Raw genomic sequence first — 22,012 nt, 5'->3', positions numbered from 1 at the left:
TTTTTTTTATTATAACGAGAAAAAAATAAAAAAAGTTCGAGAAAAGTATTGCAATATCATGAAAATACGAATAAAATATAAATGTAAGTAAATAATATACGATATTTTATTTTTGTTGATTATTAATTAAAAATGTATAGATTTAATTAATAGAGTATCAAATTATAGATTATTACAAGTCTATATTAATTTAGATTATAAGGAGCGAGTAAAATGGAGAAATTAGAACAGCTATATGAGGGAAAAGCAAAAAAAGTATTTAAAACAGATAATAAAGATCATTTAATTGTATCTTATAAAGACGATGCAACTGCATTTAATGGATTGAAGAAAGGAACAATAGCTGGAAAAGGTGAAATTAATAACCTTATGTCTAATCAATTATTTGCCTATTTAGAAGAAAATGGAATTGAAACTCATTATGTTGAAACAATAGATTCTAGAAATACAGTCGTAAAATGTGTTGAAATAGTTCCTTTAGAGGTAATAGTGAGAAATGTTGCAGCGGGTAGTTTTTCTAAAAGATTAGGAGTGGAAGAAGGAACTGTATTTGAGCAACCGACGGTAGAATTTTCATATAAGAATGACGATTTAGGTGATCCACTTATAAATGATTCTTTTGCAATTGCATTAAAACTTGCTACACAAGAAGAAATAGATGAAATCAAATCAATGGCGCTAAGAGTTAATGAACTATTGAAAGCATATTTTTTAAGAGCTAATATAAAGTTGATTGACTTTAAGCTTGAATTTGGTAGATTCCATGGACGTATCATATTAGCGGATGAAATATCGCCTGATACTTGTCGTCTTTGGGATAAGGAAACAAACGAAAAACTAGATAAAGATAGATTTAGAAGAGATTTAGGTAATATTGAAGGTGCTTATTCAGAAGTAAGAAGCCGTCTTGGATTCTAAGGAGATAATAATGAGAGATGAATTAATGTCAGGATTAGGAGAAGAATGTGGTGTATTTGGGGCATTTGACTTTGATGGCGAGGATGTTTCTTCGTATATTTACTATGGCTTATTTGCCTTACAACATAGGGGACAGGAAAGTTGTGGTATATCTGTAACCAGGACTTTTGAAAAAGGAAAGAACGTACAATTTCACAAAGATTTGGGGTTGGTAAATGAAGTTTTCGATAAAAAGACTTTAAATTCTTTAGAGGGAAATCTCGGCGTTGGACACGTTAGATATTCAACTGCAGGTGGTTGGGGAAGAGAAAATTCTCAGCCATTTGTAATTCACTATATAAAAGGTATACTTTCTATGGCACATAATGGAAATCTTACAAATGCTTCGGTTTTAAAAGAGGAATTAGCAACTACTGGAGCTATATTTCAAACAAATACAGATTCTGAAGTAATTGCCTATTTGATTGCGAGAGAAAGATTACATACATTATCAATAGAAGATGCAGTGAGAAGTGCTTCAGAAAAGCTAGAGGGGGCTTTTTCACTTGTTGTTTCCAGCCCTTCTAAGCTAATAGGAGCTAGAGATCCATTTGGATTTAGACCTTTATGTATAGGGAGAAAAGATAATATATTTTTCCTCAGTTCCGAATCGGCAGCTTTCGATACGATAGGAGCTGAATTTATTAGGGATGTAGAGCCTGGAGAAATAGTAACAATAATGAATGGTGAAATCATTTCAAATAAAATGAGAACTACGAAAAAACAGGCAAGTTGTATATTTGAATATATATATTTTGCAAGAACAGACAGTTTTATAGACGGGCATAGTGTGTATAAATCCAGAATAACTGCGGGCGGTATTTTAGCTAAAAAATATCCCGTTGAAGCTGATCTGGTAGTAGGAGTTCCGGAATCAGGATTGGCAGCGGCGGTCGGTTATTCTCAGGAATCAGGAATTCCATATGGAATGGCGTTTTATAAAAATAGCTATGTAGGCAGAACCTTTATAAAGCCAAAGCAAAATGAAAGAACATCAGGAGTGCAGGTAAAATTAAATGTAATCAGAGATGTTGTAAAGGGAAAGAGAATAGTGATGGTTGATGATTCTATTGTAAGAGGTACGACGATCAGAAATATAGTTAAGATGCTTAAAGAGGCAGGAGCGCTTGAGGTTCATGTCAGAGTAAGTTCACCTCCATTTAAATTTCCTTGCTATTATGGTACTGATGTTCCGAGCAAAGAAAATTTGGTGGCAGTTAATAATACCCTTGAAGAAATTAGAGAAAGCATAGATGCCGAATCTCTTGGATATCTGGAAATAGACGATTTAAAAGATTTATGCCCGGGTTTATCCTATTGTGATGCCTGTTTTAGTGGTAATTACAAGGGTGGAGAACCAATAAAAGAAGAAGACATTGGATGTTGTTAGAAAAATAAACATATCGAAAATAAAACTAAAAAACACATGTTATCATATGTTTCTATTGAAGATTATGTATGGCATGTGTTTTTTAATATATAATAATATAAATTTGAGCATTTATGTGTACTATTTTACAATTGTAATATATAATATTATAGTATGATAATTATAAGTGTTGTAAGGAGGACAAAGATGATATTGATACTAGCTGAAAAGCCTTCAGTTGCAAAAACTATATCTTCGTTTTTAAAAGCAAATACGAGAAAAGACGGATATTTTGAAGGAAATGGATATGTTGTAACGTATGCAGTAGGTCATCTTATTTCTCTTTTTGACATGAAAGATTATGATAAAGAAAAATATTCCGGATCTTGGAAAATGGAAAATTACCCTTTTATACCGGAAGATAAATTTAGGTTTAAAGTTGATAAAGATAAAAGAAAACAGTTTAAAATAGTCGAATCCTTAATAAATAGGGAAGATATCGAGTATATAATAAATGCTACAGATAATGACAGAGAAGGCGAATTAATATCATTTCTCATATTTATGATGGCTGGAAATAAAAAACCAATAAAGCGTATTTTAGTAAATGAATGGACTCCGGAAGATATTACAAGGGGTTTAAATGAACTTAAAGATGATGAAGAAATGAGAAATCTACAGGCTGCAGGTTATACAAGATTGATAACAGATTGGTTGATAGGAATTAATTTCACATGTGCAGCTACATTAAAATATGGAAATGGAAAATTATTAAATATAGGAAGGGTAATTCTTCCAACGGTTAAATTAGTATATGATAGAGATATGGAAATAAAAAATTTTGTGCCTAAACTGTACTATGAGATAGAAGGAAAATTTAAAAGTATAAATGGCGAATATACAGGCAAGTATCAAAAAGGTAAAAAGAGTAAATTTGACACTGTTGATGAAGCAAAACTAATAGTCGATAATATAAAGTCAAATATAGGTGTCATAAATGAAAAGAAAATTACTAAAAGTAAAGAATATGCACCTAAATTATTTTCTTTGACATCATTACAAGGTTACATCACTTCAAAATATTCAAGTTTTACTTCTGATAAAGTTTTAAATATTTGTCAAAATCTATATGAAGGAAAAGGTAAAGGCGGATATATTACATATCCAAGAACTGATTCTATGTACTTAGAAGAGAGTTTGATAGACAAGACTAAAAAGACATTAGAAATTTTAAGAGATAAGCATGATTTAAAAGACTGTATAAAGTTTTCAAAAACCAAGAGAGTGTTTGATTCATCTAAAGTAGAGAGCCATAGTGCCATAATTCCAACATATATAATACCGAATAATCTTTCTGAGGATGAAAAGCTGGTTTATGAAGCTATTCGAGATAGATTTTTAGCAAACTTTATGCCACCGGCTGAATATGAAAATACAGAAATTAAGACTATAGTTGGGGAGAATCTATTTATATCAAAAGGAAAGGTATTAGTTAATAAGGGTTTTTTGGAAATTTTTGGAAAAGAAAACAAAGGTAATTTATTACCAATAGTAGAAAAGGGAGAAGAAGTAGAAGTTCTTGAAATAAAACCGGTAGAAAAGAATACTACACCGCCTAAACCATATACAGAAGATACACTTTTAAAGGCGATGAAAAATTGTGGCAAAAATGTTCCTGATGATGATACTACTGTTTTATCCGGTTATTCAATAGGTACATCAGCAACCAGGGCAGATGTTTTGAAAAAGATAAATCAAGTAGGATATGTAAAAAAGAAATCTAAAAAATATTATATAACAGATCTGGGTATAAATTTAGTAGAAATTTTTCCGGTTAAAAGTTTATTTGATGTAGATTTTACAGGAAAACTTGAGAAAAATCTTTTTGATATACAAAAAGGAAATCATAATAGAAAAGAATATTTAAATAATATATGTAAGTTTGTATACGATAATGTAAATTTAATTAAAAAAGGGCCTAAACTTAGTATCAATAAAGATAAAATAGTTTATAATCCTGACAGTAAAAAATATGTGAAAGAAAGCTCTTTAAAAATAAAGAATAATTTAGAAGTTGATAAAAAACTTAAAAATAATAAAGAAAGTGATAATTTAAAAAAGAACAATAATTCTAAGAACAATATTTCAAAAAGTATCAACATCGACAAAGAAACTGGATTAGAAATCATTTGTGGCTGTCCAGAATGTGAAAACAGCATTTTGGAATCCCAAAAAGCTTTTGCTTGTAAAAATTATAGAAATTGCGGTTTCATAATATGGAAAAACGACCCAGTATTAAAAAAATATAAGAAAAAACCAAATAAAACGATGGTTAGAGCCTTAGCAAAAAATAAAAAAGCTAAAGTTCGTGGTCTTATTTCAAATAATGGTCAAAAGTTTGAATCAAATATTACTTATTTCTATGACAATAATAAAAAGCTTATTATTGAAGTAGAAAAAATGGATAAGCAAAATAAAGAATAGGGAGGAATTAATGGAAGAAAATAAGCTGTCTGGTAACGGCTGCAAAGTTTTGGTACCAGAAGATGAAAGAAAGAGTTTAAAAGATATAGAAAAAAGTATTACTAAAAGATATAGGAAAAAATTATGGTCTAAATTTATTAAAGCAATAAAAACATATAAATTGGTAGAAGAAGGCGATAAAATCGCGGTTGCAATATCCGGAGGCAAAGATAGTATGCTTATGTCCAAAATGTTTCAAGAGTTGAAGAGACATTCGCCTGTAAATTTTGAAGTAGTGTATCTGGCTATGGATCCTGGATATCATAGCAGTATTAGAAAATTATTAATAGACAATTGTGAGTATTTAGATATAAATTTGGAAATATTTGATTCTCAGATATTTGAGGTAGCAGATAGAATTGCCAGTGATTATCCTTGCTACATGTGTGCGAGAATGAGAAGAGGAGCTTTATATGGAAAAGCGGAATCCCTTGGATGTAATAAATTGGCTTTAGGACATCATTTTGATGATGTTATTGAAACAACTATGTTAAATCTTTTATGTGCAGGTAATTTTAAAACAATGTTGCCTAAATTAAAGTCTACAAATTTCGATGGAATTGAATTAATAAGACCATTGTATTATATTAGAGAAGAGGATATAATAAAGTGGATGACTTATACGGGGATTTGGCCACTTAACTGTGCCTGTATGGTTGCTGCAAAGAAAACGGGAAATAAAAGATATGAAATAAAGGATTTAATAAAAAATATTTCAACTGATTTCGTTAATGTTGAAAAATCAATATTTAAAGCAGCTGAAAATGTAAATGTAGACTCTGTATTAGGTTGGCAAATTGATGGTGAAAAACACAGTTTTATGGAAAGATTTGAATTAGATACCATTAATGATAATTGATGAAAGGTAGTCGATTAGATATGAATTTGTATAGAGAAGAATATATAGTAGTTGATTTGGAAACAACTGGCTTGAGTCCAATAAAAGGGCATGAAATAATAGAAATTGGCGTTACAGAAATAAAATCAGATAAAATAACGCTTAATTATTCAAGGTTAATTAAGCCAAAATCAATCATACCTACGCAGATAACACAAATAACGAATATAAGTAATGATATGGTTGAAAATGAAAAAACTTTGGAAGAAGTTTTACCTAAGTTTAGAGAATATTTAGGTAATAGAACCCTAGTTGCCCATAATGCAAAATTTGATTTAAGTTTTCTAAATTACTATTTGGAAAAGATGGGACTGGAGAAAATAACAAATTATATTTGTACTTTTGAACTTTTAAAAATCAACAAAAAATATAGTGCCAAAAAAAGAAATTTAGGTACTGCATGTGAATACTATGGGATTGAATTGGTAAACGCACATAGAGCTGATGCAGATACTCTTGCAACTGCTAAACTATTTTTAAAAATAAGAGAAGAGCTTGATGGCTAGTAAGGGGGTATTATGTCTGACCATTTAAATAATAATATAAGACGAAAAAAAACTTCTTCTAAAAAAAAATCAAAAGATATACCAAAAAATAAAATTAGAATAAAAAAACAACAAACTAGTGGTTCGAAAACTAACTCTTTTGAAACTAATGAATATGGAAAGGTATTAGATGGAGTCGAACGCTTTAGGGGAACTAATCGCGGTATGGATACTCTTAGAAAAAGAGATACATATAACAAGTATCCTGAATTATTAGATAGTGATACAGTCGATTATGATGAAAATTTTTATGATGAAGAAGACTATTATTATGATTCAGAAATATATAAAAGGAGAAGTTTTCTTACCGGCTTTTTAAAGAGGTTTGTATCCATTATGCTTATAATCATCATAATAGGTGGTAGTGCAGGTTTTATTTATGTGAGAGGTGTTATAAGTGAGATGCCAGTTCTTACAAAGAAAATTATGGAAGAAAGTTATATAAATAAAGATGTTGTACCTCTTTCAAAAATACCTAAAAATCTTCAGATAGCTGTTATTTCTATAGAAGATCAAAGATTTTATAAACATAAGGGAATAGATATTAAATCAGTTTTAAGATCTTTTGTTAATAATGCTTTGGGGGGAAATACACAGGGTGGAAGTACTATAGAAATGCAGTTATCTAAGAATATTCTTACCAGTAATGAAAGAACAATAAAAAGAAAAATACAAGATATGTATAATGCAAGAATGATGAATAAGATTATGACAAAAGATGAAATTTTGGAGGCTTATTTAAATAATATATATCTCGGTAAGTCATCATATGGCGTGAAAGCTGGAGCAGAGTTATATTTTGGAGAAAAAGTTGAAAAATTATCATTTGGACAGTGTACAATGTTGGCTGGAATTACAAATAATCCTAGATTGTATCAAAATTATGAACAGGCTAAAAAAAGACAGGCTTTAGTATTGTACAAGATGTATAAATTGGGATATATAAAAGAGCATGTATATAAGGCCCAATTATATAGGGATACACCATTTAAATCTGAAATCGAGTAGAAAAATTATTTTTTGTTCTGATAATAACTATTGAACATATTTCAACTATTGATTATTATTCTGCTAACTTATTGCATAACATATTTGATTTGTATTTATAAAAAAATAGCGAGCTAGTTTTAACCAGCTCGTTATTTTTTATAAATTTTTGAGGTAAATGTTAATAATAAAAAATAATACTTAGTTTATATAATATATTATAAGTGTTGTTATTTAAGTATTTTCATTATAATTTCATCATTTACAGCAGTTTTACCACCTATCACTGTAAACTCATTTATCATAGAATTTTTTATATAATCTGCCGTTTTTTTAGCTTCATTTTGTTTTGTAAGTAAAACGGGTATATGATGCTTTCCTCCTATTGCTCCAATTACCAATGAATCTGAAAATAAATTTCCGGATGAGATAAATGCATGAGTTGATTCACTAAATTTTGATTTAGCTATCATAACTGAAGTTTCGTATCTATTGGTGCCAAAAATTCTTTCTTTTATTTTTGGCAATTGTTTTGTTACTTTTTCGTCGATTGTGCTGTTTCCGCCTATAACATATACATTCTTAATATCCAAATCTTTAAGTGATTTACTTATTTTCAAAGGTATTAAATTTTTTTTCACTAATAATATAGGATAACCGTTTTCTGAGGCATATGTTCCTATTGAAAGTGCATCTGCAAATGTTTCTCCAGAAGCAATAATTGCAGTTTTCTTTTTTCCCAGTAATTTGGAGATTTACATTTTCAATTATTACCCAATTAGTATTTAGTACAACATTAACCTCTATCATATTAGCTTTATTGAGAAACTCTACTTTGATTTTATCACATCCAAATGGTTTTTTAACTTTTATAAATTTATCTGTATTTTTAACTGGATCCACTTCTGGAGTAGGGATACTTGTTTTTTCTTTATCTATAATATTTATATTTTCGGAAACTGTTGATGATACAGATTTTTCTAATATTAAATTTTCATGATGAGTATTAATATTAGCGGTAAGAAAAAATTAAGAAAATTATTCTTTGATTAACACTTTAATAAAAGATTTTTAGGCTGATAAATAAGTTAATTACGGTACTTTATAACCCATATTTCTTTCAAAAAGTATCTAAAGTATAACTATCAAAACTTTGCTAGAGAAGTATTTCAACTGTCTTTAATATTTTGCATTCATGTATAGATTAATTTAGCTTATAAGTAAAATGATGATAATAATTTATTTAATATATTTCTTACTTGATAATAGAACTTTATTTTGTTATACTATTAATGGATAACAAAGAACAGTTGATAATTAAAAGCATTATCGAGTGTTTGTTTTTTAATACAAGTTATCTTTAGTTATATTAAATATTAGTTATATTAATTAATGATATTATGACTGATGTTTTATTATTTGGTTATAGAAAATCTAAAAAAGGGGGCAGTAGTTAATTTAAAGAACTTTAAGTAGAAATTAAATAATTATTGGGAGGAAAAATAAAAATGTATAAAGGGATAAGAAAGAGTATGATAATTTTAGGAGCTGCAACAGTTGCAGCTGGAAGTGTTTCACCTTCAATTATAGCTGAAAATGCAAAAAATGATAAAGTGAAATATGCGGATGGAACATATACAGGAGAAGGATATGGATATTATAAGCAAGGAAGTAAATTTGATAAAGGAAAACATAAAGGAGAATTAAGACCGCCTTTAAAAATTAGTGTAACTTTTAGTGGAAATAAGATAACAGATATTAAGTTATATGAAGATGACAATTATGTTTTTCCTGATGATCCATCATACAGTAATAAGGGGCAGAAATCTTTAGCTTTTTTAAAGAAGAGTTTATTAGCTAGTGATAATTATGAAGAAACTATAAATCAAATAAAAGATAAATTAAATGAAATCGTTGATCAATATGATGATGACGGATATTTAAAAAGTAGTAAAATGCCTGAGTATGATGTTATAACATCAGCTACAAGAACAACTCAGGGTTATATTGATGCTGTTAAGGATTCAATTGAACAAGCAAAAAATAAAGCAAATGAAGTATTAAATGTAAAAAACATAGAGTTGGTTGGAAAAGATGATAATACATACTATGCTGGAGATGATTATAATATAAGTAAATTAAAAGTTAAAGTTACTTATGAAGATGATACTACTAAAATAGTTGAATATGATTCATTCAAAAAAAATAATTTAGATATTGAAGTGCTTCAGGGTGGAAAAAATGTTTTAGTTGATGGAAAAATTAATTTAGAAAATATAGACGGTAGTTTTACGATTATAATAACTGATCATAACAATAAACAGAAAAAAATCACACTACCAGTAATACCTAAATTTAAACAGTTGTTGATTAATAACTTATATTATAGGATTGGTGGAGAAGGTGAATTTAAAGCGGTAGCAATTAGTGGTGAATTAAATAAAAAAGAATATGACATTGATGTTAAATCTAGTGATTTAGGTGATATGATTGAATTTAAAACTACAGAATTTATTAATGATGTAACAAATGAAATAATAAAACAAGAGTATTATTTTAAACCGGTATTGTTAGAAAATAATATAAATAAAAAATTTGTAGTTATTGCTAATAGGCACACACTTTCACCTGAAGATTCAAGTTTTATAAGTCCTGTGAGATTTAAAGATGGAGAAATAAGAATTAACTACAATAAAACATTTAAAGATGACATTGACGAAAAAAAAGCCGAACTTGAAAAACTTATAAATGAAAATAGAAACAGTAACGATGAAAGAATTAAGCATATAGTAGAAACATATGACAACTTATATAAGGAAGTTGAGAATGCTAAATCAGAAAAGTTAAAATTAGAGGGAAATCTTTTGAAGTTAAAAGATGAATATGAAGAACTGGGGAAAGAAAAGAAAAAGGCAATGGCTGAGGCTATTGAAGCAAATAAAAAATTTAGAGCAGCAGAGCAAGCCTATGAAAATAATAAATCAGAAGAAAATAAGCAAAAACTTGATGAAGCTAAAAAACTAAAAGATGAAAAAAAAGCTAATTTTGATAAATTAAATAAACAATGGAATAATAAGTATAATGAAATGAATGAAGTTGGGAAAAAAATAACTGAACTTGAGAAAGTTAAAGTTTCTAATCACGATTTAGCTTTGATTTTAAAAGATTTGAAGGCTATTTTACAACCGGGTCAATCTGAACCAATCGAAGAATCACATGATACTGCTAGTCTAAAAAAACAAATACAAATAAAAATAGATGAATTAATAAATTTGAAAGATGGGCAAAGTGAAAAAATAAAAAAATTGTTTGAAGCAAAAATTGAAAAATCTCAAAAATTCTTACAACAAGTAAATAAAGAAGATGATAAGACTAATTATTTAGTATATGAATGGTATATTAAAGAACTGGATTATGCTAAATCAAAATCAACAAATAACTTAAAACCTAACGAAAGCAATAAGAAAAAAATTGATAAGACTGATAAAGAGAATTTAAATAAGATAAAAGTTGATAGAGTATCAGGTGGTGATAGATTTGATACAAGTGTAGAAATGTCAAAAAAATATTTTAAAACGTCAGAAACAGTTATTATTGCAAGTGGTGAAAACTATCCTGATGCCTTATCTGCAGCTGCACTAGCAGGAGTAGAAAAAGCACCAATTTTGCTTGTTAGTAAAGATAATATAAAAAAATCAGTTTTGGATGAGATAAAGAGATTGGGGGCAAAAAAGGTTATAATAGTTGGTGGTATAAATTCTATTGATAGTAATATTGCTAAATCTATAAACGGAATTGCTAAGGTTGAATTAATTGCAGGAAAAGATAGATATGAAACTTCAAAGAAAATTGCGAAAAAGGTTATGAAAAATGGATATAGAGAAAATATGCTAATAGTTGATGGTAAAAACTATCCAGATTCTTTGACAGCTTCTTCTCTTATTGAAAAATACAAAGCACCAATTTTGTTAGTTAATGATGATAGAAGTGGAATGTCTAATGTTGATTTTGCTAAAGAATCAAATGTGAAATCTAATATTATACTTGGTGGAACTAAATCAGTAAGTACATCCATAGAAAAAAAATTAAATAATTCAAAAAGAATCGCAGGAAAAAATAGGTATGAAACTTCTAAAAAAATAGCAAAAGAAGTTATAAAGGATAATGGTCATATATTTATTACAAATGGTAAGATTTATGCAGATTCTCTTAGTGCGGGTCCATCAGTAATTAAAGATAAAGGAGTACTGTTATTAATAGATGGTTCTAATGTGAATAGCAATATGTTAAAAGAATATAAACCTTCGAAAGTAGTTGCTGTTGGTGGATCTTCAAGCATAAATTCAAAAGTACTAGAGTCAATAAATAAGTAATTTAGTTATAGAAAAATTATATTTTAATAAATCAGTGTATCAAGCAACTTAATAAAATATGTCAATAATTTTATCTTGTAAATAAAATTAATATTTAGACATTTTAAATATAATATAAGAAATGGGTAAAATTGTTTGTGGATTAAAACGATTTTACCTACTTCTTTATTATAATTAAGTAATACTAAAAATATGAAAAGTTTATAATCAAATATTATGATAAAGACTAAAAATTTATTAAGATTTATATTTTTATAGAATAGGTAGTTATAAAAAATCATTTTTGAATTTGTTTAAAAAAGAGTATATAGTTTTTTATATATGAAGTAATTTCATTAATATATATGATACTATTTAAAATGATTGTTATAATAATTTAAAAAAATCTAAAATTATGTAAAGGATGATGATTATGACAATGATAGTTAGCGTAATATTAGTTACGTTATTAAGCTATATCTTTTCTGACTATATAAAAAAGTATAGCTTAAATTTGTATTTAATATTTACAGTAGTTTCAATTACTGCAATAGTACATGCGATTTATATGTTGAATAACTATTCAATAGTTTACATACCAGTATTGAAACAAATTATGAAATCAATAGATTCGGGAGCACTTGGCGGTTCGTTTTTTATACTTGTAATGTATATGGGTGTAATGGATATGAGATTTAAAATTTCCAAAAAACTTAGAATAAACCGTGGAGAGCTATCTATTTTAGCAACTATAATTACAATTCCACATAATGTGCATTATTTTTTTGCTTTTATTTTAGGAAAAATGAATATATCTAATTATGAAGGAATACCTTTATGGGCTAGTCTGATGATGTTTGCAGCAGGCGTATTTGCAATATTAATAATGATACCTTTGTTTATAACTTCATTTAAATTTTTTAGGAAAAAAATGACTGGAAAATCTTGGAAAAATTTACAGGAATATGCATATATTTTTTATGCAATGGTATTTATACAAGTTATGATGGTTTATATATTAAAACCATCAAGTATAATTAGAAATATTAATATTGTTTTTTATATTATAATTTTTGGCTCATATACAATACAAAAAGTAAAAATTATAATATTTAGGAATAAACAGAAAAATTTAAAAAATAATTATAAAATTAATGTTAACTCAGAATAAAATTGTCTAGTTAGATAGTTGATTATTAAAGAAAGGTAATAATAAATGAATTCATTGAAAAAAAAGATTTTTGAAGGATTTTTTAAAAAAGTGAATAGTAAGGGATTTGTAATTACTGTTATTGTAAGTATATTATTTGTTGCAGGTATAACAATAGGATCTAACTTCGAAAAAAAAGAGATAAGTGTAAAAAAAGAAAAAATAGAAAACAGAAAAAATAAATCTATAGAAATTAATGATGGTTTGGCAAATACTAATAAAACCGATAATTCAGATTCTGTAAAGAAAAACGATTCAGAAAAAACAGATGTAACAAATTCTGAAGAAGGTTATAAAGATGGTGAATATATAGGAAAATCAAAAGGATATAATGGTGATATAAAAGTAAAAGTAAAAATCAAAAATGGAAAAATATCTAGTATAGATATTTTAGAAAATAGTGATGATAAAGAATACTTTGATTCAGCTAAATCTATAATTGATGAAATTATAAAAGCTCAAAATACACATGTAGAGGCAGTTAGTGGAGCAACTTATAGTTCAAATGGTATTTTAGATGCAGTTCAAGAAGCATTGGATAGTGGGGTGTAAGAAATGACAATTAAGAAATATGGAAAAGTTATATTATCAGTCTTAATTTTTGTTATTTTTACAGCTATAACTGGATATAGTATGGGAATAACATTTGGAAAAAATTCAGGAAAAGAAACTGCTATGGCTACCATTAATGAAAGAATAGAAAAAGCATTGGGAAATTCACAACAACAAATTGATGAATTATCAAAAACAAATAGAAAATTATTGGAAGAAAATAATAAGAAAAACGAAAAAAATGATTCTGATAAAAATAATGATAAGAAAAAAACAGATTCTTCTGTGAAAAAAAAGTCGGATAGAAAAAAAACTGCATCATCAGGAAGAAATATAAGGAATCAAAGAAAACCAAGTAGCTCGGATGGTGATGTTAGTATACCTAATAAATTAAAAGATGGTATCTATCAAGGAAAAGGTCAGGGATATGCTGGGGAAATAATGGTTAAAGTTACTGTTTCAAATGGTAAGATAAGTGATATTAAAGTGGTTTCTCATTCAGAAACACCTGGTTATTATGAAAATGGAGCAAAAGTTATAGATAAAATTTTATCTTCTCAAAGTACGAATGTTGATACAATAAGTGGGGCAACATATACTAGTGGTGCTATTAAAACTGCTGTAGCAAATGCCTTAAAAAATGCAGGTGATACTAATTCTTCATCAAATGGTAATTTAGAAAATTTAATCTCTGAAAATGAAAAATACAAAAAAGAAATAGACGAGCTTAAAAAGAAATTAAAAAAAATAAATAAAGAAAATGAAAAAAATCAAAACTCTGCAAAATTTAAAGACGGAATATATAAAGGCGAAGGTAGAGGTTATAAGAGTATTATAAAAGTATCTGTCAAGATATCTAACAATAAAATTTCAAAAATTGATATTTTAAATCATAGTGAAGATGAAGCTTTCTTCAATAGAGCAAAAAACATCATTAAAGATATAGTTTTAACAGGCAATACTAAAGTTGATTCTATAAGTAATGCAACAAGGAGTTCCGAGGGCATTAAATCAGCAGTTGATGATGCTCTTAGTAAAGCAAAAATTTCTAATGATAATTCTGTTAATAATTCTGTAATTAAAAAACTAAAAGAAAATATTGATCTTCTGGATAGAGAAAAAAAGGAATTAAATAGTAAAATAAAAGAGTTAAATAAAATTATAACAGAAAAAAATAATGAAATATCTAAATTAAATAGTAATAAACCTTTAAAAGATGGTGTATACCAAGGTAAGGGAAGAGGATTCCAAAATAGAATTACTACAGTGCAAGTTAAAATTAAAGATGGAAAAATAAAAGAAATTGAAATACTTTCTAGTGGTGATGATCAGGAATATTTGGATATGAATAAAGTTTTAATTGAAAATATTATTTCTAAGAACAGTATTGATGTAGATACAATTTCAGGTGCTACTTTTAGTAGTAGAGGGATTAAAGAGGCGGTTTCTGAAGTGCTAAATAAAGCTGCTACTTCAAATAATGGTAATAGTATAATAAACGATTTACAAAACAAAATTAAGGAATTAAAAAAAATTATTACTGATAAAGATGATGAAATTAAATCTAAAGATCAAATCATTAAAAACAAAGATAAAGAAATTGAGCAATTGAAAAAAAAGTTAAATGATAATAATATTCATGATAATGATTTGCCAAACGAAAATAATAAAAGTTTTAATATACCAAAGGATAAAAATGGAACGTTTATAGGAAGTTCAAAAGGTCATAATGGCGGTGAGATTTTAGTTGAAGTTGAGGTAAAGAATGGTATGATTGATGAAATTAAAGTTCTAAAGCATAATGATGATGTTCCTTATTTTCAGATCGCTAAAAGAATAAAAATGAAAATAAAAGAAAAAAATTATAGTGATATTTTTGAAGCATACAATAAATATAAAAAACTATCTGATATGATAATTAATAAAGATAAAAATTTACCCAAATTTATTGATGATAAAATTATGAATCTTGAAATTCCTGATGTATCTGATAGAAATCAATTTAATGAATATTTTACGGAAATATCTAAAATTATTAAATCATATTTGGCTCTTGAAGATAGAAAAAGTTTTGAAGTAATTAATACAACATCCGGTGCTACCAGAAGTACAATTGGTATTTTAGAAGCAGTGAAAAATTCATTAAAATAAGATTATTTTTATATAGTTTAGAAATTAAAAAAGAACTTGTAAAATATTAGAAATTTTGCAGGTTCTTCTTAATTTATTTACTTTTTAAATTTATATTTTTATATATTGATATTAATTTTTGATTAGATAATAAGTTTTAACGTATTAAACGTATTAGTTGTTTCTGATATACTAATATTTTATATAACATCTAATTTATAATCTTCATCTTTTATTAATCCCTTATTTTTCATAAGTTTTGCAACAAATAGTGAAATAATAGCTGGAAAAATAAAATGTAACAATAGAATACTAACAAATAGAGTGACTTTATTGTTTGTTGAGGACATAGTTTGCCAAGTCATAAGTTGACCAACAAATCCCGAGGTTCCCATTCCACCTCCTGCAGGATTATTTTGCATTTTAAATACTATTGTGGAAACCGGTCCTAAAATAGCACTTGCAATTATAGGTGGTATCCATATTATAGGTTTTTTCATTATATTCGGAACTTGTAACATTGAAGTTCCTAAACCTTGTGCCAAAAGTCCATTCCATTTATTGGTTTTAAAACTTATTACCGCAAATCCTATCATTTGTGCAGAACAACCCACAGTTGCTGCGCCAGATGCAATTCCACCTAAGCCTAGTATAATTGATAATGCAGCAGAACTTATTGGTAGTGTCAAAATCATACCCATAATAACTGATACTACAATTCCCATTAAAAATGGTTGTAATTCAGTTGATATTTTAATAAAATTACCAAGAGAATTCATTGCGTTCAAAAGATGAGGTCCAATTAAAAATGCCACTACTGAACCTGAAATTATTGTAACCATAGGAGTAACAATAATTTCTATTTTTGTTTTTCCGGAAACTAATTTTCCAATTTCTGCACCAACTACTACTGCTATGAAGGCACCAAGGGGATCTCCCGGCCCTGTTATCAATAGTTTACCTGTTTCAGTCAATATTTCTCCATTTGCAAATGAAGCTCCGAATGCCCCTATCATGCCGGTAACACCTGATGCAAGTATAACAAGTTTTGGAGATTCTAAAGCGTTGGCAACTCCGATACCTATTACCGGTCCGGTAAGTGACATGGCTATTGTAGCTATTGTAATTAAAAAATTTGAAATATTTCCAGTCATTCCTGCACCAATTTGCTTTATTATAAGTCCAATTATCAATGTACAAAATAAGCCCAGTGCCATACCATTTAAACCTTTTATAAAATATCTATGAAATAATTTCCATAGTGTACTATTTTCATTATACATTTTGACCTCCGAATAAAAATAATTTACTAGTTTGCTTTATGCCATATCTAAATATAGAACTAAAACAATAAATAGTAAGATAGTAATTTTAAAATCAATACAAGTTTACAATTGTCTTGACAATAAATATTATATATATATTGTAATTATATTACAAGGCTTTTTAGGTAATAAATAGGAATAGATGAGTTATATGTAATAAAATATTTATTATCAAAATTGAAATAATGTAACATTTATGATACATTAATTTATATTATGCTATGTAGTAGTAAAATAATTTTTGTTTCGAAATGGAGGATTATATAGAGTTGAAGAATATAAAATTTGAAAATATAAAATATAATAGAGTGGATTATGAAAATTATAAAGAACAATTTTTAGAGTATATCCATAAGATTGAATATTCTAGTTCATTTGATGAGGTTATAACGAACATAAATTCTATTAATATTTTAAGAAAAAAGATTGAAACAATGAGAGTATTAGTAGAAATTAAATTTTCTTTAAATACAAAAGATGAAAGTATAAAAAAAGAAAATAAATATTGGGATGAAATGTATCCTTATTTTGAAAGCCTCAATATAAAATTTTATCAATCATTGCTTAATTCAAGATTTAAAAAAGAGATTATTGATAAGTATGGAAAGCAGTTTTACAGAATAATGGAATGTAAAGTAGGCGTTTTTTCTGATTCAATAATAGAATTGTTAAAACAAGAAAATAAATTAATGTCTGAATATACGGCCTTATTAGCATCTTTTAATATGGAGTTTAATGGCGAAAAATGTAATTTATCTAAAATGTTTTCATATGCGAGTAATTTAGATGAAAAAATCAGAAGAGAGTCAATAAAATTGCAGACCGATTTTTTTGAAGAAAACGAGAAAAAATTTGATTATATTTTTGATAAATTAGTTAAAATTAGACATGATATTGCTAAAAAATTGGGATATGAAAGTTTTCTGGAAGTTGGGTATATGAGGATGTTAAGAACCGACTATGATGAAAAAGATATTGAAAAATTAAGAAAAAAAGTTATTGCAAAATATATTCCAATGGCAAATGATTTATATTCAGAACAATCCAAGAGAATAGGAGTAGAAAAAATTGATTTCTACAATGAAAAAATAGAATTTTTAGATGGTAATGCAAAATTAATAGGAGATTCAAAATATATCATAAAACAAGGTCAAAAAATGTACGATGAAATATCTGATGAAACTTCAAAATTTTATAGATTTTTAACCGACAATAATTTATTTGACATTGAATATCGCGAAGGAAAAGCGATGGGAGGATATTGCACTATAATTCCAGATTATAATTTGCCATATATTTTTGCGAATTTTAATGGTACAGTAGATGATATAGATGTTTTGACTCATGAAATGGGGCATGCTTTTCAAGTGTATATGTCTAGCTATATCGATATGCAAGAACTTGTTTTTCCTACTTTGGATAGTTGTGAAATTCATTCTATGAGTATGGAATTTTTTACATATCCTTGGATGCATTTATTTTTTGGAAAAGATATAGACAAATATAAAAAATACCATTACGATTCGGCAATTAAATTTATTCCTTATGGAACTTTGGTAGATCATTTCCAGCATATTATTTATAAAAATGTAAGTTTATCTCCAGATGATAGAAAGAAGATTTGGAGTCAGCTTGAAAAAGTTTATTTGCCTGAGAAAGATTATGTTGATTTGAATATATTAAATAGAGGTGGGTATTGGTTTAGACAAGGACATATTTTCAAAGATCCTTTTTATTATATAGACTACGTATTAGCACAAATTTGTGCTTTACAATTTTATGAATTGATGCAAATTGATTACAAAGATGCATGGAAAAGATTTTTAAAAATTTGTAAAGTGGGAGGAATATATTCTTTTAAAGAGATTGTAGATATAGCAGGTCTTGAAAATCCATTTTAACTAAATATAAAAAGACTACTACAAATAGAAAAAAGAGTTAATTTCTAAAAGTCAGATCAAAGATGTCAACAATTAGGAATAAAATAATCTATAGTAGTAGTCTTTTATATATATTTTTTATCAATTTAATATTATCATATTCAATTAAACTAAAATTATTATAGTCAATGTTATAATTAATATTTTTAAAAAGAAATTTACAAGTTTCTATTGTCTTTTAGCATTACATCATGTGCTCCACCTTCAACAATTGAAGTTGAAGATACCAATGTAAGTTTGGCATTTTTTTGAAGTTCAGGAATTGACAATGCTCCACAGTTACACATTGTAGATCTTACTTTTGCCAAAGTCATATTGACATTGTCTTTTAATGAACCAGCATAAGGAACATAAGAATCAACACCTTCTTCAAATGAAAGTTTTTTATCTCCTCCAAGATCATATCTTTGCCAGTTTCTTGCTCTTGCAGAGCCTTCACCCCAATATTCTTTCATATAAACTCCATTTATATTAACTTTGTTAGTAGGTGATTCGTCAAATCTTGAGAAATATCTTCCAAGCATTACAAAATCTGATCCCATTGCAAGTGCAAGTGTAATATGATGATCGTAAACAATACCTCCATCTGAGCAAATAGGGATATATACTCCAGTTTCTTCAAAATATTCATCTCTTGCTTTAGCTACATCTATTACTGAAGTTGCCTGACCGCGACCGATACCTTTTTGTTCTCTTGTAATACAGATGGAACCGCCACCGATGCCTATTTTTATAAAATCTGCACCCGCTTCTGCAAGGAATCTAAATCCATCTCTGTCAACAACATTACCAGCACCTATTTTGACATTTTCGCCGTAATTTTCTCGCACCCAAGCTATTGTTCTAGCTTGCCATTCAGAATATCCCTCAGATGAATCTATACAAAGGATATCTACACCAGCATCGACTAGAGCAGGGATTCTTTGTTCGTAGTCTCTTGTATTAATACCTGCACCGACTACATATCTTTTAAGACTATCATGAAGTTCAAGAGGATTTTCCTTATGTGAATCATAATCTTTTCTAAATACCATATACATTAATTTTCCATCGTCATCTAGTACGGGAAGTGAATTCAGCTTATGATCCCAGATAATATTGTTAGCTTCTTTTAAAGTTACATCTTTATTTGCGTATACGATTTTTTCAATAGGTGTCATAAAGTCACGTACTTTAGTAGCTCTATCCATTCTGCTTACCCTATAATCACGGCTTGCTACAATTCCTAGCAATTTTCCCGAACTTGTGCCATCATCCGTAATAGCTACAGTGGAATGTCCGGTTTTCTCTTTTAAATTTAATATATCTTCCAGTGTATTATCAGGTGTTAAATTTGAATCACTAACCACAAATCCAGCTTTGTGCATTTTGACTTTTGATACCATTGCTGCTTGATTTTCAATTGTTTGGGAACCATAAATAAAAGAGATACCTCCTTCTTTAGCGAGTGCTACTGCCATTTTATCATCAGAAACAGCTTGCATTACTGCAGATACTAGAGGTATATTCATTTTAATAGAAGGTTCTTCACCTTTCTTAAATTTAACAACAGGTGTAACAAGACTTACATTCGCAGGCACGCAATCAGCTGAAGAGTAACCTGGAACTAATAAATACTCACTAAATGTTCTAGATGGAGTATCAAAGTAAAAAGCCATTAATTTTCATCTCCTTTTATCAAATAGTATAAATATAATTTTGATTATAAAAATCATAAATAAGATTTTTATATTAAAACAGTTAAACAGATTTTAGCACTAATTTGAAAAAAAGTAAACATAAAAATATAAAAAAGCAATCAAAAGTATAGAAAAAGAAAGTTTAATATTATATAATTAATATTATGACTTGATGCTGTGTATATGCAATATATATAAATATGTTTATTATATGATGACACAGTAAAATATGCTTTATAGTAATTGAGTGTTAAAATAAATTAATATGTATGAAAGGATTATGGATGGAAATATTAAAAAATAAAATTCTAACTGATGGAATTGTAAAAAGTGGAGAAATTCTAAAGGTAGATAATTTTCTAAATCATCAAATTGATGTAACGTTATTAAATGAAATTGGTAAAGAATTTAAAAGGAGATTTAATGATATCGAAGTTGATAAAATACTGACTATTGAATCTTCAGGAATAGCAATAGCTGTCATTGCATCACAATACTTTGATAATATACCTGTTGTTTTTGCAAAAAAACAAGAATCTACTAATCTTGATGCACAAGTATATAAAACTAAAGTTTTTTCGTATACAAAAAACAAAGAGTACAATATTATGGTTTCAAAAAGGTATATTTCTAAAGGAGAAAAAGTATTAATAATAGATGATTTTTTGGCTAAAGGTGGTGCTGTTTTAGGATTATATGATATTTTGGAGCAGGCTGGTGCAGAATTAATAGGAGTTGGAATAGTAATTGAAAAGTCATATCAAGATGGAAGTGTGATATTAAAAGAAAAAGGTGTGAGAGTAGAATCACTTGCTTGCATCGAATCTTTAAAAAATAAAATGATAAGATTTAAATAATTAGGAGGATAAAATGAGATTTTTTATTGACACAGCTAATATTGATGAAATCAAAGAAGCTAATGAATTAGGGGTAATATGTGGTGTAACTACAAATCCATCACTTATAGCAAAAGAAGGTAGAGATTTTAGAGAAGTAGTAAACGAAATAACTAAAATAGTCGATGGACCTATAAGTGCCGAGGTATTAAGTATGGATCATAAAACTATGATTATTGAAGGTGAAAAATTGGCAAAAATACATAAAAACATAGTTATAAAAGTACCGATGTGCGCAGAAGGTTTAAAAGCAGTAAAAGCATTTTCCAGTAAAGGGATAAAGACGAATGTAACATTGATTTTTTCGGCTAGTCAAGCATTATTAGCAGCCAGAGCCGGTGCTACTTATGTAAGTCCTTTTGTAGGTCGATTAGATGATATTTCATTTGATGGTTTGAGTTTGATTAATGAAATAACTGAAATTTTTGCTGTAAATTGTATAGATACAGAAATAATAGTTGCGAGTGTTAGAAATCCTATTCATGTTATTGAAGCAGCTAAAATGGGAGCTGATATTGCAACTGTACCTTTTAAAGTAATAAAACAGATGATAAATCATCCATTAACAGATAGAGGGATTGATGCTTTTAATAAAGACGCTGAGAAAGCTTCATTAAATATATAGTGTAATAAGGAAAATTTCCCTGTA

At 27.6% G+C, this 22,012-nt stretch carries 16 protein-coding genes; 13 read left to right on the top strand and 3 right to left on the bottom strand.

The features are described 5' to 3' along the window. Positions 1 to 213: 213 nt before the first annotated feature. From purC to HLB29_RS03745, 6 genes are all read left to right on the top strand, one after another. Positions 214 to 918 carry a phosphoribosylaminoimidazolesuccinocarboxamide synthase gene (purC, locus tag HLB29_RS03770; protein WP_185623826.1) on the top strand — a complete coding sequence of 235 codons (705 nt, stop codon included), beginning with the start codon at positions 214 to 216 and terminating at the stop codon, positions 916 to 918. A gap of 10 nt (positions 919 to 928) precedes the next feature. Further along, on the top strand, positions 929 to 2,347 hold the full coding sequence (gene purF / locus HLB29_RS03765) for an amidophosphoribosyltransferase (RefSeq protein WP_185623825.1): 1,419 nt from the start codon (positions 929 to 931) through the stop codon (positions 2,345 to 2,347). Positions 2,348 to 2,533: 186 nt separating this feature from the next. Further along, a complete protein-coding gene (locus tag HLB29_RS03760) occupies positions 2,534 to 4,810 on the top strand; it encodes a type IA DNA topoisomerase (RefSeq protein WP_185623824.1) in 2,277 nt (758 codons plus the stop codon). Positions 4,811 to 4,820: 10 nt separating this feature from the next. Further along, positions 4,821 to 5,708: a tRNA 2-thiocytidine biosynthesis TtcA family protein gene (locus HLB29_RS03755; protein WP_185623823.1), complete on the top strand. Its 888-nt coding sequence runs from the start codon at positions 4,821 to 4,823 to the stop codon at positions 5,706 to 5,708. A gap of 20 nt (positions 5,709 to 5,728) precedes the next feature. Beyond that, positions 5,729 to 6,253 (top strand): 3'-5' exonuclease, encoded by a 525-nt coding sequence (locus tag HLB29_RS03750; RefSeq protein WP_185623822.1) that lies wholly within the window; start codon positions 5,729 to 5,731, stop codon positions 6,251 to 6,253. A gap of 12 nt (positions 6,254 to 6,265) precedes the next feature. Next, the gene (locus HLB29_RS03745; protein ID WP_185623821.1) at positions 6,266 to 7,300 is read left to right on the top strand and encodes a biosynthetic peptidoglycan transglycosylase; all 1,035 of its coding nucleotides are present in this window, start codon (positions 6,266 to 6,268) and stop codon (positions 7,298 to 7,300) included. A gap of 209 nt (positions 7,301 to 7,509) precedes the next feature. Here the strand turns inward: HLB29_RS03745 and HLB29_RS03740 are convergent, their stop codons facing one another. Further along, complete coding sequence (locus tag HLB29_RS03740) at positions 7,510 to 7,998, bottom strand: cell wall-binding repeat-containing protein (RefSeq protein WP_416389944.1); 489 nt, start codon at positions 7,996 to 7,998, stop codon at positions 7,510 to 7,512. 789 nt (positions 7,999 to 8,787) lie between these two features. On the opposite strand from HLB29_RS03740, the gene HLB29_RS03735 reads away from it, so the two are divergent. The 4 genes from HLB29_RS03735 (at position 8,788) to HLB29_RS03720 (ending at position 15,544) form a co-directional block, all read left to right on the top strand. Continuing rightward, positions 8,788 to 11,652, top strand: coding sequence for a cell wall-binding repeat-containing protein (locus tag HLB29_RS03735; RefSeq protein WP_185623819.1), 2,865 nt, complete (start codon positions 8,788 to 8,790; stop codon positions 11,650 to 11,652). 412 nt (positions 11,653 to 12,064) lie between these two features. Then, positions 12,065 to 12,802, top strand: a complete 738-nt coding sequence (locus HLB29_RS03730) for a ferric reductase-like transmembrane domain-containing protein (RefSeq protein ID WP_185623818.1) — start codon at positions 12,065 to 12,067, stop codon at positions 12,800 to 12,802. A gap of 45 nt (positions 12,803 to 12,847) precedes the next feature. After that, positions 12,848 to 13,393 (top strand): FMN-binding protein, encoded by a 546-nt coding sequence (locus HLB29_RS03725; RefSeq protein ID WP_185623817.1) that lies wholly within the window; start codon positions 12,848 to 12,850, stop codon positions 13,391 to 13,393. Between the two features lie 3 nt (positions 13,394 to 13,396). Then, complete coding sequence (locus HLB29_RS03720; RefSeq protein ID WP_185623816.1) at positions 13,397 to 15,544, top strand: FMN-binding protein; 2,148 nt, start codon at positions 13,397 to 13,399, stop codon at positions 15,542 to 15,544. Between the two features lie 179 nt (positions 15,545 to 15,723). Here the strand turns inward: HLB29_RS03720 and HLB29_RS03715 are convergent, their stop codons facing one another. After that, positions 15,724 to 16,806, bottom strand: coding sequence for a PTS sugar transporter subunit IIC (locus HLB29_RS03715; RefSeq protein WP_185623815.1), 1,083 nt, complete (start codon positions 16,804 to 16,806; stop codon positions 15,724 to 15,726). A gap of 311 nt (positions 16,807 to 17,117) precedes the next feature. Here HLB29_RS03715 and HLB29_RS03710 point away from each other — a divergent pair, with 311 nt between their 5' ends. Further along, complete coding sequence (locus tag HLB29_RS03710) at positions 17,118 to 18,749, top strand: M3 family oligoendopeptidase (RefSeq protein WP_243155078.1); 1,632 nt, start codon at positions 17,118 to 17,120, stop codon at positions 18,747 to 18,749. A 197-nt stretch (positions 18,750 to 18,946) separates the two neighbouring features. Here HLB29_RS03710 and HLB29_RS03705 read toward each other — a convergent pair whose 3' ends face one another. Beyond that, positions 18,947 to 20,446 (bottom strand): IMP dehydrogenase, encoded by a 1,500-nt coding sequence (locus HLB29_RS03705; RefSeq protein WP_185623814.1) that lies wholly within the window; start codon positions 20,444 to 20,446, stop codon positions 18,947 to 18,949. 305 nt (positions 20,447 to 20,751) lie between these two features. Between HLB29_RS03705 and HLB29_RS03700 the strand changes: the two genes are divergently transcribed. Both HLB29_RS03700 and fsa read left to right on the top strand, forming a co-directional pair. Further along, a complete protein-coding gene (locus HLB29_RS03700; RefSeq protein WP_185623813.1) occupies positions 20,752 to 21,324 on the top strand; it encodes a xanthine phosphoribosyltransferase in 573 nt (190 codons plus the stop codon). 13 nt (positions 21,325 to 21,337) lie between these two features. Further along, entirely contained in the window at positions 21,338 to 21,988 is a 651-nt protein-coding gene (gene fsa / locus HLB29_RS03695) for a fructose-6-phosphate aldolase (RefSeq protein WP_185623812.1), read from the top strand. Positions 21,989 to 22,012: the final 24 nt, after the last annotated feature.

Source organism: Peptostreptococcus canis (genome assembly GCF_014229965.1).
In the GTDB taxonomy this organism is placed as follows: domain Bacteria; phylum Bacillota; class Clostridia; order Peptostreptococcales; family Peptostreptococcaceae; genus Peptostreptococcus; species Peptostreptococcus canis.
This window is presented reverse-complemented; position numbering and strand designations above follow the sequence as displayed.